General features: G+C 62.4%; 13 protein-coding genes and 1 pseudogene. 3 read left to right on the plus strand and 11 right to left on the minus strand.

Annotation, left to right across the window (positions count from 1 at the left end):
• Positions 1–15: 15 nt before the first annotated feature.
• From G4D79_RS01490 to G4D79_RS35385, 5 genes and pseudogenes are all read right to left on the minus strand, one after another.
• The gene (locus G4D79_RS01490) at positions 16–1,155 is read right to left on the minus strand and encodes a serine hydrolase (protein ID WP_180279557.1); all 1,140 of its coding nucleotides are present in this window, start codon (positions 1,153–1,155) and stop codon (positions 16–18) included.
• A gap of 180 nt (positions 1,156–1,335) precedes the next feature.
• Positions 1,336–1,746 (minus strand): VOC family protein, encoded by a 411-nt coding sequence (locus G4D79_RS01495; protein ID WP_047269632.1) that lies wholly within the window; start codon positions 1,744–1,746, stop codon positions 1,336–1,338.
• Positions 1,747–1,880: 134 nt separating this feature from the next.
• Positions 1,881–2,882 (minus strand): AraC family transcriptional regulator, encoded by a 1,002-nt coding sequence (locus tag G4D79_RS01500; RefSeq protein WP_099697067.1) that lies wholly within the window; start codon positions 2,880–2,882, stop codon positions 1,881–1,883.
• A 31-nt stretch (positions 2,883–2,913) separates the two neighbouring features.
• Positions 2,914–3,171 carry a GNAT family protein gene (locus G4D79_RS35380; protein WP_328590081.1) on the minus strand — a complete coding sequence of 86 codons (258 nt, stop codon included), beginning with the start codon at positions 3,169–3,171 and terminating at the stop codon, positions 2,914–2,916.
• Positions 3,161–3,490, minus strand: a pseudogene (locus G4D79_RS35385) (GNAT family N-acetyltransferase); the annotation flags it as partial. The gene G4D79_RS35380 and the pseudogene G4D79_RS35385, both read right to left, overlap by 11 nt.
• Positions 3,491–3,575: 85 nt before the next feature.
• On the opposite strand from G4D79_RS35385, the gene G4D79_RS01510 reads away from it, so the two are divergent.
• Positions 3,576–4,880, plus strand: coding sequence for an HNH endonuclease signature motif containing protein (locus G4D79_RS01510; RefSeq protein ID WP_099697068.1), 1,305 nt, complete (start codon positions 3,576–3,578; stop codon positions 4,878–4,880).
• Between the two features lie 111 nt (positions 4,881–4,991).
• Here G4D79_RS01510 and G4D79_RS01515 read toward each other — a convergent pair whose 3' ends face one another.
• From G4D79_RS01515 to G4D79_RS01540, 6 genes are all read right to left on the minus strand, one after another.
• Positions 4,992–6,161, minus strand: coding sequence for a lipid-transfer protein (locus G4D79_RS01515; RefSeq protein WP_003945661.1), 1,170 nt, complete (start codon positions 6,159–6,161; stop codon positions 4,992–4,994).
• Entirely contained in the window at positions 6,158–6,598 is a 441-nt protein-coding gene (locus G4D79_RS01520) for a MaoC family dehydratase (protein WP_007734018.1), read from the minus strand. Before G4D79_RS01520 ends, G4D79_RS01515 begins: the two co-directional genes overlap by 4 nt.
• A 2-nt stretch (positions 6,599–6,600) precedes the next feature.
• Positions 6,601–7,593 carry a bifunctional MaoC family dehydratase N-terminal/OB-fold nucleic acid binding domain-containing protein gene (locus tag G4D79_RS01525; RefSeq protein WP_180279558.1) on the minus strand — a complete coding sequence of 331 codons (993 nt, stop codon included), beginning with the start codon at positions 7,591–7,593 and terminating at the stop codon, positions 6,601–6,603.
• A gap of 7 nt (positions 7,594–7,600) precedes the next feature.
• Positions 7,601–8,752 carry an acyl-CoA dehydrogenase family protein gene (locus G4D79_RS01530; RefSeq protein ID WP_058227266.1) on the minus strand — a complete coding sequence of 384 codons (1,152 nt, stop codon included), beginning with the start codon at positions 8,750–8,752 and terminating at the stop codon, positions 7,601–7,603.
• Positions 8,737–9,777, minus strand: a complete 1,041-nt coding sequence (locus tag G4D79_RS01535) for an acyl-CoA dehydrogenase family protein (RefSeq protein ID WP_050657065.1) — start codon at positions 9,775–9,777, stop codon at positions 8,737–8,739. Before G4D79_RS01535 ends, G4D79_RS01530 begins: the two co-directional genes overlap by 16 nt.
• Before the next feature lie 83 nt (positions 9,778–9,860).
• Positions 9,861–12,023, minus strand: coding sequence for an acyl-CoA dehydrogenase (locus tag G4D79_RS01540; protein WP_099697070.1), 2,163 nt, complete (start codon positions 12,021–12,023; stop codon positions 9,861–9,863).
• Between the two features lie 94 nt (positions 12,024–12,117).
• On the opposite strand from G4D79_RS01540, the gene kstR reads away from it, so the two are divergent.
• The gene (gene kstR, locus G4D79_RS01545; RefSeq protein ID WP_003945752.1) at positions 12,118–12,756 is read left to right on the plus strand and encodes a cholesterol catabolism transcriptional regulator KstR; all 639 of its coding nucleotides are present in this window, start codon (positions 12,118–12,120) and stop codon (positions 12,754–12,756) included.
• Positions 12,757–12,843: 87 nt separating this feature from the next.
• Entirely contained in the window at positions 12,844–15,384 is a 2,541-nt protein-coding gene (otsB, locus tag G4D79_RS01550) for a trehalose-phosphatase (protein ID WP_007733998.1), read from the plus strand.

The raw sequence follows: 15,384 nt of genomic DNA on the forward strand, positions 1-15,384 counted from the left end.
CGGGAATCCAGCCGGTTACTGGTAAACGGCGGTCTCGAATTCCAGGTATCCGTTGATGGATCCAGGGTCCGCGAACGGCAGAATCTGCGTTGCCCAGAACCCGCCGACGCCGGTCTGCCGGTCGATCCAGTAATAGAGGTTGGCAAGACCCGCCCAAGCCAGCGATCCGGCCGGCCTACCGGTGGGTGCCACCTCTTCATTTGTCATGAAGGAGTATGCCCATCCCTTGGGTACACCGGGGAAGAATTCCGCATCGTTGGACAGCGTCGGGAGAACTCCGGGCAACAACCCCACGTGCTGGCCTTCGAGCCCGTTCTGAACGGCTGCAGCTACCGTCTCCGGCGACAACACGCGACCGGATGTGCCCGCGCCGTCGTTGAGCCACATACGAATGAACTTCATGTAGTCGCCGACAGTGCCGTGCAAACCGTGACCACCCATGTGCACCTCGGGTTCGGCCGGAAGCTCGAATCCGATGAGCGGAGTGAGGCTTCCGTCGCTCTCACGCTGATGGATCGGCGCAAGTCGATCCTTCATCGACGGGCTCATCGTGAATGCCGTATCGGCCATCTCGAGAGGTTCGAAGATGCGCTCACGCATGACATCGCCGAGTCGATGACCTCGAATCGACTCGACGACCTGTCCGGCCCAGTCGATGTTGGTGCCGTACTCCCACTTCTCACCCGGGTCGAAGAGCAGCGGTGTCGTGAGCGCCGCTTTGCTACACGTGATCACGCTGGGCTGCCCATGTTCCTGCGAGAGCCGGTTGTACGACTCGTTGAAGAAGTCGTAGCCGAACCCTGCAGTGTGAAGGAGCAGCATGCGAGTGGTGATGTCACGCTTGGGTTCCCGAAGAACGGGGTTTCCGCCGGCGTCGAAACCGTCCAGGACCTTCAGCTCACCGATGTCGGGAACATAGGTCGCTGCAGGTGCATCGAGATCGAGCAACCCCTCCTCCACACATTGCAGGACAGCGGTACCGGTAATCGCCTTGGTGGTGGAGAAGAGCGCAAAGGTTGTATCGAGGGTCATCGGTTCGCCGTGACCGAGAGCCCGCTCACCGGCTGCACCCTCGTAGATGTTGCCTTCTCGATCCGTGATCATCGCGACGACACCCGGGACTCGGTCAGCCCGCTGAGTTGCTCGCGCCAGCACGTCGTCGAGGTGCTGCTTCGAAAGGGGCTTCCGCGCAATATCTTCGATCGTCACTGCATTTCTCCATCCGACTTGCAACTTGTCTTGTCGAACAGAATGTAACGGCGATCACACACCCGGCTCTGCCTCGAAACGGCAGGAAAACTGTCTCGTTTCGGCAGAACCGGGCAGAGTCTGGAGTCAGCTCTGGGGCGCTCCGATATTCACCAGCCAGGAAATACCGAATTTGTCTGTACAGGCGCCGAATTCGTCGCCCCACATCTGCTTCTCGAGCGGAACGCTGACCGTACCTGTTCCCGACAGTTGCTCCCAGTACCCGCGCAGCACATCGCCGTCGTCGCCGCTGAGGCTGACCGTGATGTTGTCGCCGGGGTTGTACGGCATGCCGGGCGGAGTGTCGGCACCCATCAGGGTGTATCCCTGATCGGTTTCGAGCATTCCGTGCATGATCTTGTCGCCGCCTTCACCGGGATTGCCGAACTCACCGAACGTGCTCAGCGCCAGCGTGCCACCGAAGATTTCTTTGTAGAACTCCAACGCCTCACGGGCATTGCCGTTGAAGCTGATGTACGGATTGAGTCGAGTTGCCATGACGTACTCCTAGCTCGTGGGATTGCTGTCACGTTCGATTTCAATCCTTGCAGAACGCTCCGACACGAAACAACGGATCACGGCAGTTCATCGAGTGCGTAAACCGATCGTCATGACCATTCAAACAACTGCCCTCAGAGTGGGTTCCGAGTCTCGGAAGGCAACTCTCCGAACCGTTTCCGGTAGGCGGCCGCAAACATGCCCAGATTGACGTAGCCCCAGGCGTTTGCGATCTCCGAAACGGTTCTCCCGTCGGAACGCAACAGTTCGCTGCGTACCCCCTCCAGCCGACGCGCGCGCAATCGTTGCCCCGGCGTGGTGTCTCGGTACCGTCGAAATCCCGCAGTGAGCGCCCGGACACTGACACCCACCGCAGCCGCGACCTCCGACGCCGTCGGCACCGAGCGAGCAAACGTATCGATGTACTCCTCTGCCGATCGCACGTAGGCCGGTTCGGCGGAGGCGACGTCGACGCCGAGTTGCAACCCGGCCTGCGTCGCCCACTCGTCGAGAAGCTGAGCCGCGATGAGTTCTTGAACCCTGGCACCCAGCCTTTCGCTCGACATCGCCTCAGGCGACTCTGCAATTGCGCGAACGACGTAGTCCATCAATGCCAGCCAACTCGAGCCCCGCCCGCCAATGGTGCACTTGTGCCGCCACAGACGGTCGTCGGGAAACGACCCGAACCATTGCATGGCGTGATCGGCGACAAGCTGATGCGGCACAGTGAGATTCAGCTGCAGATGATCTTCGTCGAATTCGACGAAGTAGTCGGTCCGGCTACAGTCGGCGACAAAGGTCTCCCCCACGGCAGTATTCACCGCAGTTCCTCCGCCGAGGGCATGTCGACCGTTGCCTCTGATAGTCGTCAGAACCAGAATGTTTCCGGCCTCAGGCGAACATTCACCGACGGAGACCGGAATCCCGTAACAGAATCTGGTGACGTCGATCTTGCCGACTGCCGCGGAGTACATGTCCGAAGCCGGCTTCAACCGACTTCCGATCGGCGTGACCGTATACGGCATGTAGATGTTGTCGGACCACTCCTTGATGCGGTCCCAGTCCCGAGAAAAGGCCTGGTGATGCTGCATAGTGGGCCGGCCGGCCGCGTCGATGAGCAAGGCATCCTCGAACATGGTTCGAGTATCGCACCAGGGCCCGGGAAGGTCACGCGAAGTGAGATGACGTGATCTCTGGCTGTACGGCGGCGGGTCGTGTTGCAGCAAAAAGCAGCGAATCCACCGCGGTCCCCCGGATCACCATGTGTGCCCTCATTCGCCCCTCCTCCTCCATTCCGATTTTGGTGAGCACCGACGCCGACGCCGAATTCTCCGGACGACACGTTGCCTGCACTCGCTGTGCTCCCAGGCGAGCGAAGGCGAGCGAAGGCGAGTCCCAGGACCGCACGCCCCGCCTCCGACGCATAGCCTCGCCCTTGGAACTTCGGGTTCACGACAAAACCGAGTTCCGCCCGCCGGTGCGCGGCGGATACTTCCCACACAGCTACCGAACCGATGACCGTTCCGTCAGCCTTCGACGTGATGGCCAGGGTGAACGTTCGACGTTCGACGAGCGCAGCTTCTAGTGCAGCGTCAGCCAGGAACGCCCTGGTCACCGCAGGGGTGTTCGGCCCCCAATCAACATATCTACAGACGGCAGGGTCGGATGCGTACTGATGGACGGCACCTTCATCCGCGGCAGTGAAATCTCGAAGAACAAGGCGTTCCGTAGTCAACGTGAACATCCAGCGATCCTAGAGCGAGCCCAAAAGCACCTCTTGACTCGAACGCATGTTCGAGTATGATTTGGGGAGGGGATCGGGGGATTCAATGAGCGTCTTGTTGTCGGATGTGGTGTCAGGTTCTGCGGTGGGGTTACGTGGACGCCTGTGGCAGTTGACTGCTGCCGAGTTGCGCGCTGCTGCGGTGTCGGCGAGCGCGGAGATTCTTCGTCTCGAAGCTGTGCGGGTGGCGGTGGTCGACGAACTCTCGATGCGCCCGGATGATCAGGTGATCGCCAGCCGCGGGGTCGGTTCGTGGTTGGCGGCCAACACGATGCTGCAGGTTCGGGACGGGAAGAAGATCGCCGCGCTGGGTGCCGCTTTGCGGCCGTTTCCGGCGGTCGCGGCTCGGTTCGATGGCGGGGATTGCTCGTTCGATCATGCCGTGTTGATCGTGGCGTTCTGTGAATCACCACCGAAAGGCATGCCGGAGGAAGCGCTCCCTCGCTGTATCGATTTGTTGTTGGCTGCCGCGTCCGGGGTGGAGGCGACGACCACGAAGGTGCGGAACGTGATCGCGACCTTGGAGCGGTTGTTCGAATCGGATGAGATTCCACCCGCCGAGGATGTCGATCTCAATGAGTTGCGGATCGCGTCGACATTGAACGGTCGGGTGGTGGTGCGCGGCGATTTCGACGCCCTCACCGGCGAAATGCTGCTCTCGGCGTTGTCGAATCTGACGATGCCCACCCCGGCACCGGACGGAACCCCCGACGCCCGGTCGGCGGCAAAACGCACCGCGGACGGGTTCACCGAACTGATCCGCCGCTACCTCGACTGCGCCAAAACCGGAACCGACGGCGGCCAACGCCCGCACGTGAACGTGCACATCAACGCCCGGGATCTCGCTGAGCATCGGGACTGCGCCGCAACACCCTCCACTGCTGATGGTGAAACGTCTGCGTCGGATCTCGATGTCGGGCACATGCCCTGGCTCGGACCACTGTCCGTATCGCAGACCAGACTCCTCGGGTGTGACTGCTTCCTCTCCACCGTCCTGCTCGACAATCACGGCGCGCCCTTGGATGCGAAACCAGGAAAGAGGTTGGTCAACGCCGAACAACGGACTGCGTTGATTGCCCGCGACAGAGGCTGCGCCTTCCCGGGCTGCACATGCGTGCCCGCCTGGACGGATGCGCACCATATCCGGCACTGGGCCAACGGTGGCCCGACGGTGATGAACAACCTGGTCCTGCTGTGCCGTTCACACCACCGACTGATGCACCGAAAATCAGGGTTCGTCGGGAAATGGGAAATCCGAATAGGAGTCGACAACAAACCCTGGTTCATCCCGCCGCCCTCGATCGACCCCGGGCAGCAACCCAGGCCGGCGAACACCACCTTCAAAACGTGAGAGGTCAAACCTCTTTGGCGACAACAGAACACGGACCGAGCACCGCATCGAAGGAGACCTCGATGCGGTGCCAACCGGCCGTGACGCTTGATGAAGCTGTGCCCACGATAATCAGCGAGTCAGCACAAGCCCCGATGTCGGAACGCCCGTTCCCGCAGTCACCAGTACATTCTCGACGGAGTCGACCTGGTTGACCGAAGTACCGCGGATCTGCCGAACACCCTCGGCGATACCGTTCATCCCGTGAATGTACGCCTCGCCGAGCTGTCCACCATGGGTGTTGATCGGAAGCTTGCCTCCGAGTTCGATTGCGCCACCGGCGATGAAGTCCTTGGCCTCTCCCCTACCGCAGAAACCGAGTTCCTCGAGCTGCATCAGAACATAGGGCGTGAAGTGGTCGTAGAAGATCGCCGTCTGCATGTCCGACGGGCGCAGCCCACTTTGTGACCAGAGCTGATCGCCGACAAGGCCCATCTCCGGTAGGCCGGTCAAACCGTCGCGGTAATAGCTGGTCATGATGTATTGATCTGCCCCGCTGCCCTGTGCGGCGGCAGCGATAACGGCAGGGGTGTTCTTCAGATCTTTGGCTCGTTCTGCCGAGGTGACGACGATGGCGATGCCGCCGTCGGATTCCTGGCAGCAATCGAGGAGATGCAAAGGTTCAGCGATGAATCGCGAGTTCTGATGGTCCTCGAGGGTAATCGGTTTTCCGTAGAAGAACGCCTTCGGATTGGTGGCTGCATGCTTACGGTCGGCGACGGCGATTCGACCGAAGTCCTCGCTGGACGCTCCGTATACGTGCATGTATCGCTGCGCGACCATCGCGACAAAGGATGCGGGAGTACCCAATCCGTGAGGATAGGAAAAGGCGTTGTCCGTTCCCGACGAATTGACCTGCGCCACAAGGCCGGAGTTCACCTGCCCGAAACGGGCACCCGATCGCTCGTTGAACGCGCGGTAAGCGACGACGACGTCTGCGACGCCGGTGGCAACAGCCATGGCGGCCTGCTGAATCGTCGCCGCAGCGGCACCGCCTCCGTAGTGAATGCGGCTGAAGAACTTGAGGTTCGGAATCCCCACCGAACGAGCCACTGCCACTTCGGTGTTGGTGTCCATGGTGAACGAGGTAAGACCGTCGACGTCGGCGGGTGTCAGACCGGCGTCGTCCAACGCGGCTTGAACAGCCTCGGCGGCCAGTCGCAGTTCACTGCGACCGGAGTCCTTCGAGAAATCCGTGGCTCCGATTCCGACGATCGCTGCCTTGCCGGACAATGCGCTCATTCAATGTCTCCGTTTTCAATGTCTCCATTCGAGCCCGACGCCGGAAATGCCAGTGTGACCTGTGCGGTGATGTGATCTCCCAGGCTGTTCTTGCCGACCACCGCGAGCGATACGAGATCCTCGTCGTAGGAGGTCACCGTTCCGGAGAGCGTCAAGGTGTCGTAGGCGTACCAGGGGACTCCGAGGCGGAGTTTGATCGACGTGAGTACAGCCCGCGGTCCTGCCCAATCGGTCACGAATCGCTGCACCAAGCCGGTGTCGGTGAGGATGTTGACGAAAATGTCTTTCGAGCCGCGTTTCTGTGCGAGATCGCGGTCGTGGTGAACATCTTGAAAATCGCGGGTAGCGAGCGCCGCCGAGACCACAAACGTCGGGTCGCCGTAAATCGAAAGCTGCGGAAGAACCTCTCCCACAGTGATATCCGTCGTCGAAGTCATCGTCACTCCTTCACCGCAGAAACCGCAGACACCGAAACCGGCTGCCAGGCGTACAGAGTCCAGGGAGTTCCCCCGGTCTCTTCGTCTCCGGGGAAGTCGAGGTAGATCGCCTCCACCTCCATCCCGATCGACACACTCGATGGATCGATACCGCGCAATTCGCCGAGCATCCGCACACCCTCGGGCAGTTCGACCAGGGCCACGACGAACGGCAACGACCGACCAGGAACCTTGGGGGCGTGGTGAACGACAAAGCTGAAGACCGTTCCCCGACCTGACGCGACCACGTAGTCGGTCTGCTCCGACTTGTCCTTCCAGATCGCGGGCACCGGCGGGTGCTGTACCGACCCGTCCGCACGCAGTTGAATACGTAACTCGTGTGCGGCGACACCGTCCCAGAAGAACTGCGTGTCGAGGGATGCTGTCGGACGCAGCATTCGAGATGCGTCCAGGTCCGCAGGCACGTCAGTGGAGGAACTCTCGCTGACTGGCGGCGCGAACTTCAAGATCCGGAACATCATCTCCGAGACCAGTTCTTCGCCGACCCGCCAGAAGCTGCGAGTAGTGAAGAACCATCCTTGACCAAGACCTGTTTTCTTGGGTCCCACAACGTCTTCCAACACCGAGGAGATGGTGACTTCTTCACCCGGCTTCAAGTAGCGGTGGTAGATCTGATCGCAGTTGGTCGCGACGACGGACGTGAATCCGGCCTCGTCGAGGATGTCCGTCATCCGGCCCAACGGATCGTCGGCTTCTCGAATTGCCCCCAGACCGCGCATCGTCCATACCTGCGCCATCGCCGGCGGCGCGACTATTCCGTCGTGTCCGGCGGCGCGGGCGGCCGATTCGTCGACGTAGATCGGGTTCTCGTCACCGATCGCCTCGACCCAGTTGCGGATCATCGGCAAGTTCACGGGGTCCCGGCCGGCGCGAGGAGCGCTTGGCCCGTCCTCTCGAACCCGCTCGGCAGCAGTGAGAATGGGATCTGACACGATTTGTTTCCTATCTCGGAACGCGGGGAAGCTTCAGGCCGGCGGTAGCGATCAATTCGCGCATCACCTCGTTGACTCCACCGCCGAAGGTGATCACCAGGTTGCGCTTGATCTGCATGTCCAGCCACTCCATGAGATCAGCTGTTTCGGGATCGATCGGATTTCCGTACCGTCCGACGATCTCTTCCGCGAGTCGACCGACTCGCTGGATGCGTTCGGTCGCAAATACTTTGGTTGCCGAAGCGTCGGCAATGTCCACCGACTCCGAATCACTCGATGCCACTTGCCAGTTGAGCAGTTCGTTGAGGCGATACGTCGCGTGAATCTCACCGAGCGCGCGTCGTACGTCAACGTGATCAAGCAGGTTTTCACGCTTGGCCCAATCGAAGACGTGGTCGTAAATCCCTGCGACACGACCTGCCGGACCGAGCATGACGCGCTCGTGGTTGAGCTGCGTCGTGATCAAGCGCCAGCCCTGATTCTCCTCACCCACAAGCATGTTCGCCGGAACGCGAACGTCCTCGTAGTAGGTGGCGTTGACGTGATGCGCACCGTCGCAGGTGATGATCGGGGTCCAGGTGTAGCCGGGATCTTTGGTGTCCATGATCAGGATGGAGATGCCGCGGTGCCGTGAATCGGCAGACCCTGTCCGCACGGCGAGCCACACGTAATCGGCGTCATGCCCGCCGGTGGTGAAAATTTTCTGGCCGTTGACGACGTACTCGTCACCATTTCGTGCCGCCGAAGTGCGCAGTGCTGCAAGGTCGGTGCCGGCTTCCGGTTCGGTGTAGCCGATCGCGAAGTGCACTTCACCGGCGAGGATCGCGGGCAGGAATTTCTGCTTCTGCTCCTCGCTGCCGTACTTCTGCAGGGTCGGACCGACGGTCTGCAACGTCACCGAAGGCAGTGGGACATCCGCCCGCACAGCCTCGTTGACAAAAATCTGCTGCTCGACTTCACCGAACCCACGTCCGCCGAACTCCACCGGCCAGCCGACGCCGAGCCAGCCGTCCTTGCCCATACGACGGATGACCTCGCGATAGGTAGGGCCATGCCGCTCCACGCGCATGATCTTGGCCTCTTCGGGCGAGATCAGCGTCGAGAAGTAGCGTCGAAGTTCAGCTTGCAATGCGCGCTGACTGTCGGTCAGATCGATGAACACCGGGCCCCCACGAGGTCGAGTCGCTGCGAAGCACCGCCGAGCAGGCGTGCCAGGTCTTTTGCAGTCGAGTAGTAACGATGAAGTGGATACGTGACGTCGACGCCCAGACCACCGTGCAGGTGGTGAAGCACCTGCATCGTGGCAGGCACTTCTTGGGCGATCCAGTACGCCATGACGTCGAGGTCCGACTGGGCGTCCAGGCCCTCCGACACGCGCCAGGACGCCGACAACGCCGCGACATGAAGGGTCCGGGAGGTGACGTACGCGTCGGCTATCTGTTGTGAGACTGCCTGGAACGTGGCGAGCGGCTTACCGAATTGCTCACGCGAGCCGACATGTGCCGCAGTGAGATCGACGGCGCCGGACACCAAACCGTCTGCAACGGCTCCGATGCTTGCCGTGGCGATCCGGTACAGCGTCTGGACGGCTTCCTCGCCGGCACCGAGAAGTTCACCGACTGCCTCGTCCATGGTGACTGCGAACTCCGGACTGCCGGACGCACTGGGAGTCGGCGTCAATGCGACGCCGGCGGCGGTCGGATCGACGAGAACGACTCCGGCGTCGGTGGGCACAAGGATTCTGTGTGCGCTCGCCGCGAAAGGCACGGCAAGCACCGTCCCGCTGACGCGATACCAGTCGCCCGACTGATGGGCGGTGGTCGACGGCTGTGCCGGGAACTGCTGACCCGGCTCACCGAGCGCCGCGGTGAACACCCGTCCGGCGCCGACTCCGGTGAGCAATTCGTCCTGTTGAGCGTCGGTCCCCAGAGCGACTATGGGGAGTACACCGAAGCCGAGGGTTGCGAGAGCCGGAATTGGAGCGGCGGCCCGGCCGACCTCGACGAGGAGGGAACCGACGTCGGCGACGGAGAGTCCCTCGCCGCCCAGACGCTCGGGCAGGGCCAGCGTGAGCAGGTCGGCATCGGCGAATGCCGCCCAGAGCGCGTCCGGCTCCAGTTCGCGGGCAAGGAGCGCGGTAGCCACCTCGGCTACCGCTTCCTGGGTTTCATCGGGAGTGAAGTCCACGCTGGCAATCCTGTCTCTGATGTAGAACGTGTTCTAGTTGTATCACCAACGTGGACATTTCTAAAGGTCTCTACTCACGCCGTCTAATCACGGGGCAGGCCCAGAATTCTCTCCGCGGCGACGGTCAACAGAATCTGCGTGGTTCCGCCGGCAATCGACAGGCAGCGCGTGTTGAGGAACTCACGCGAAAGCGGGCCCTCCACCCACCCGGCAGTACCACCCAATTCCATGGCGAACTCCGCGACATTCTGACGCTGGCGCACGCCCACCAGCTTGCGGACGCTCGAAGCCGGGCCCGGATCCTGACCATCCAATTGCCGCAGTGTCGTGCGCAATTCCAGCAGTGAGCCCACCATGGCGGTTCCGATCAGCCCACCGAGCTTGTCTGCAACCACAGGATCGGGGTCGCCGGCCAGCTCGAGCAATTCCTCCATCGCACCGCCGAGCGAAGAGCCACCGCTCATTGCGACCCGCTCGTTGGCGAGGGTCGTTCGGGCCAGTTTCCAGCCTCCGCCGAGCTGGCCGACGACGCACTCGTCCGGCACGAAGACGTCGTCGAGGAAGACTTCGTTGAACAGGGCATCGCCGGTGATCTCACGCAGCGGCGAGATCCGAATCCCGGCCGTCTTCATGTCGAGAAGGAAGTACGTGATGCCCTTGTGTTTGGGCACCTCGCGATCGGTCCTGGCGAGGCAGATGGCCCAGTCAGCTTCACGCGCAAGCGAAGTCCAGACTTTCTGGCCGTTCAGCTTCCAACCGCCGTCGACCTTTTCCGCGGTCGTGCGCAGTGCCGCAAGATCCGAACCTGCACCGGGTTCGCTGAAGAGCTGGCACCAGGTGATCTCGCCCTTGAGCGTCGGAGTCGCAAATCTTTCGATCTGCTCCGCACTGCCGTGCTCGAGGATGGTCGGCACTGCCCACCAGCCGATCACCAGATCGGGTCGGCCGATACCGACGGCCGCCAATTCTTCTTCGATCAGAATCTGTTGCGCGGCCTTGGCGCCCCGGCCGTACGGCTTGGGCCAGTGCGGTGCAAGGTAGCCCGATTCGGCCAACGCGTTGCGCTGCTCGGATTCGGGCAGCGCCACCAATTGCGCTACCTCTTCGCGAATTTCGGACCGGTCGGATTCGAGCTCACTCAAGTCGATCTGAAGGTGACGCCGTGCGCCGCCGATCGTCAATTCCGCGACGCGTGCGCGCCAATGAGACGATCCGCCCAGAATCTGCCGGAGCGACAGTGCTCGACGAAGGTAGAAGTGCGCCTCGTGCTCCCAGGTGAATCCGATGCCGCCGAGCACTTGAATGCAGTCCTTTGCCGTGTCGACAGCGGCATCCAGCGACACCGCGGCGGCCACTGCTGCGGCGATCGGAAGTTCGTCGCCCGACTCGGCAGCGACCGCACCATCCCAGGCGACGGCTCCGGCATTCTCTACGCGACACAGCATTTCGGCGCAGATGTGTTTGATCGCCTGGAACGAGCCGATGGGCTTTCCGAATTGTTCGCGAATCTTCGCGTACTCCACCGCAGTACGCAGGCTCCACGCCGCAATTCCGGCAGCTTCGGCAGCCCCAAGTACCGCCGCTAGGTCGGAAACCGATCCTGGCGCAATGTCATCGAGGATTCGGTCGGCATCGACCGTCACTCGATCGAAGGAGACTCGCGCCAGTGGTCGCGACTTGTCGATCGTGTCGACCGCTTCGTAGGTCACGCCTTCGCCGTCTCCGTCGACGAGAGCCCAGACGACACGCGAGCCTTCGTCTTCGGACACGACGCCCGCCGACACGAGTACCGATACGCCCGAATCGCCGCCCCAGGCGTAACCTCCTTCGCCATGAAGCTCGATGCCGCCGGACGCATTCGCCGTTGCCGCAACTGGACTTTCGTCCAATACGACGGCACACGGCAGCGCACCGTCGGCGAGCGTTTCGGACCATCGCTTGGCAGCGGGCGACGAACTACGCCCCACCACCAGAGCTGCGAGTGCAGTCGTGAGAACAGGACCCGGCACGAGTTCGATTGCCGCCTGCTCGAGCATTGCTGCGAGATCGACGATTTCGGCCCCGGCTCCGCCTACCGCTTCGGGAACGGCGACCGAAAATATCCCGAGAGACGCGAACTCGGACCATTTCTCCCGCCACGAAACTGCTGGTCCACGGCGTACCATGTCCATCGGCGTGGCCGAGCGAGCCCAGGCCTCTATCGATTCCTGGACCGCCCGCTGTTCATCGGTCGTGGCGATTGTCACAACTGGTTCCCGCCTCTCGATAAGTGACACAATTGTTTAGAACGTGTTCTAATATGACACCTGGCCAAGAGTCAAGGCGCGAAGGAATTTGTCGATGACCACAACATCCCGATCCCGCTCCAACGCGGTTGCTTCTGCAACGCTCGGGGACGACGATCTCAGCTCCAACGCGCAACGTGAACGCCGCAAGCGGATTCTCGACGCAACACTCGCCTTGGCGTCCAAGGGGGGCTACGAGGCTGTTCAGATGCGCGCCGTGGCCGAGCGTGCCGACGTCGCAGTCGGAACGCTCTATCGCTACTTCCCGTCCAAGGTTCACCTACTGGTGTCCGCCCTGGCACGCGAATTCGAGAAGATCGATTCCAAGGGCAAGATCCCGCCTGGAACCAGTCCGCTCGAGCGGATGCAGCTGATCCTCAGCCTCATCACCCGCGCGATGCAGCGCGATCCGCTCCTCACCGAAGCGATGACTCGCGCGTTCATGTTCGCCGACGCCTCCGCAGCGGCCGAGGTCGATCAGGTGGGCCAGTTGATGGACCGCCTCTTCGCACGAGCGATGACCGAAGAGGAGCCAACCGAAGAGCAGTTGGCGATCGCGCGCGTGATCTCCGATGTGTGGCTGTCCAATTTGGTGGCATGGCTCACGCGACGCTCTTCGGCTACCGATGTCGCCAATCGACTGGAATTGACGGTTGAACTGCTGCTCGGTGACGGAACTCGGAAACCCGAATAGACATCCTTTGTCGCATCTGTCATTTTTGCACTGATCGGCCGGAAACGTATCGAGCCAGGAGTCGCTGCATCACCTAGATTTGAAGAGGTGAGCGCACAAGATCTGTCCATCGAACTCCGCCGAGCGCTGTCAGGCGTGGCACGCACGCCGCGTCTGCTCGTAGCCTCCGACTACGACGGGACGATGGCACCCATCGTCGCCAACCCGGACAAGGCGTATCCCCGGGCGGAAACGGTGCGTGCGCTTCGCTCTCTCGCCAGCCTCGCGTCGACGACGGCTGCCGTGATCTCGGGCCGCGCCCTCAAGGATCTGGCTGCGCTGTCCCGACTTCCCGCCGAAGTGCAATTGGTCGGCAGCCACGGCTCCGAGTTCGACATCGGATTCGTTCACGCGATCGACGCCGACGCCAGGAAACTGCTCGACGAGATCGTCACCGAGTTGGGCCGAATCGCCGCCGACACCCCTGGGGCAACGGTGGAGAAGAAGCCCGCCAGCGTTGCACTGCACGTACGCAACACCAGTGCCGACGACGCCGAGAAGGCGCTCATCGCCGTCCGCACCGAATCGGCACTCTGGCCAGGCGTTCAGGTCACCGAGGGCAAATCGGTGGTCGAGTTGGCTGTCATCGCCACCGACAAGGGGCACGCACTCGACTTGATTCGCCATCAGGACGGCGCAACCGCTGCCGTCTTCATCGGCGACGACGTGACCGACGAAAAGGCGTTCAGCAGGCTTCAGGGGCCGGACATCGGAATCAAGGTCGGCAGCGGGGACACCGTCGCCGACTATCGCGTCGACAGCACCGAGGACGTCGCTGCTGCTCTGGCGTTCCTGCTCGACGAGCGTCGTACGTGGCTTTCCGGCGCCGACGCTCCGCCCATCGAGCGGCTCTCGATGCTCGCCAGTCCGCGCACCGTCGCTTTGGTGACCCCGGATGCGACGCTGACCTGGTTGTGTCACCCGGAACCGGATTCAGCGGCCGTCTTCGCACACCTTCTCGGCGGAACCGGGGCCGGCCACTTCTCGGTCGGGCCTCGACGCACAGCCTTGCCGCTGAGCCAGAAGTACATCGACAGCACGATGACAGTTCAGACCCGCTGGGCGAGCCTGTCCGTCACCGACTACCTCCCCCACGACGTCCCACAGGGACGAACCGACCTGACCCGCATCATTTCCGGTCAGGCCGACGCGATCGTCTCGTTTGCACCCCGTCCCGAGTTCGGCCAGGGTCAGGTCACGCTCGAGGTCGTCGACGAGGGCATTCGGGTCCTCGGCACCAACGAGCCGTACGTGCTCCGCTCCCCCGGTGTGCTGTGGAACATCGCCACCGACGGAAACCAGCAGACCGCCCACGCCATCGTCGAGCCGTCCAAGGGTGACGTCGTCCTCGAATTGCGCTGCGGAACAGAAGAAATCGGCCCGTCCGACGTTCCGGAGCTCGAGCGTCGAGCGACCTCGGAGGCCTACTGGTCCGATTGGGCCAAGACGCTCGAACTCCCGAAGCTGAAGCCGGACTTGATGAAACGCTCTGCACTGACCTTGCGCGGGCTGGTCCACGCCGATTCCGGTTCCATCATGGCTGCCGCGACGACGTCCCTGCCGGAAGAGATCGGCGGAGTCCGCAACTGGGACTACCGCTATTGCTGGTTGCGCGACGCCGCCCTCACCGCAACAGCTCTCGTGAGCGTCGGATCCACCGACGAGGCCGAGAACTACCTGGACTGGGTCCACCGCGTGCTCGAAACACTGCCGGGACCCGAGCGCCTGCACCCCCTCTACACGCTCCACGGGACTTCGCTACCGCCAGAGGCCGTCATCGATTCACTCCCCGGATACGCCGGCTCCCGGCCGGTCCGCGTCGGAAACGCCGCGAATCAGCAGGTTCAACTGGACGTGTTCGGCCCGATCGTCGAGCTCATCGTCGAACTGGCGAATGCACGCGAAAAGGCCGGTGATCCCGATCCTTTGAGCGACCGCGACTGGGAACTGGTGTGCGCCATGGTCGAAGCAGTGCAGCGGCGCTGGTTCGAACCCGATCACGGCATCTGGGAAATTCGCGACAACCCGCGCCACCACGTCTATTCCAAGGTTATGGGCTGGGTCACCGTCGACCGCGCCGTCGATCTTGCGACCCGCTTTTCTCGCGAGGCCCTGCCCGAGTGGGTGGAACTGCGTGACCAGATCGCCGACGAAGTACGACACAAGGGCTGGAAGGACGACGTCCAGTCGTACACCGCAGCCTACGACGGTACCGATCTCGACGCGGCGACTCTGCACATCGGGCTGTCGGGGCTGATCGATCCGACGGATCCGCGCTTTGCAGCGACCGTCGTAGCCACCGAGGCCGAACTACGCAGCGGCTCAACGGTATACCGCTACCATCACGACGACGGCCTGCCCGGCATCGAAGGTGGATTCCATCTCTGTGCCGCCTGGCTCGTCGAGGCATACCTACTGATCGGGCAACGCCTGCAAGCAGAGGCACTGTTCGACCAGTTGGTCGCGGCAGCGGGTCCCACCGGACTGCTCGCGGAGGAGTACGACCCCATCGCGGAACGCTCACTGGGCAACCACCCCCAGGCGTACAGCCATCTGGGCTTGTTGCGCTGCGCCCAACTCCTGGCGTGA

The organism is Rhodococcus sp. WY5 (assembly GCF_018588185.1).
Classification (GTDB): Bacteria; Actinomycetota; Actinomycetes; order Mycobacteriales; family Mycobacteriaceae; genus Rhodococcus_F; species Rhodococcus_F qingshengii.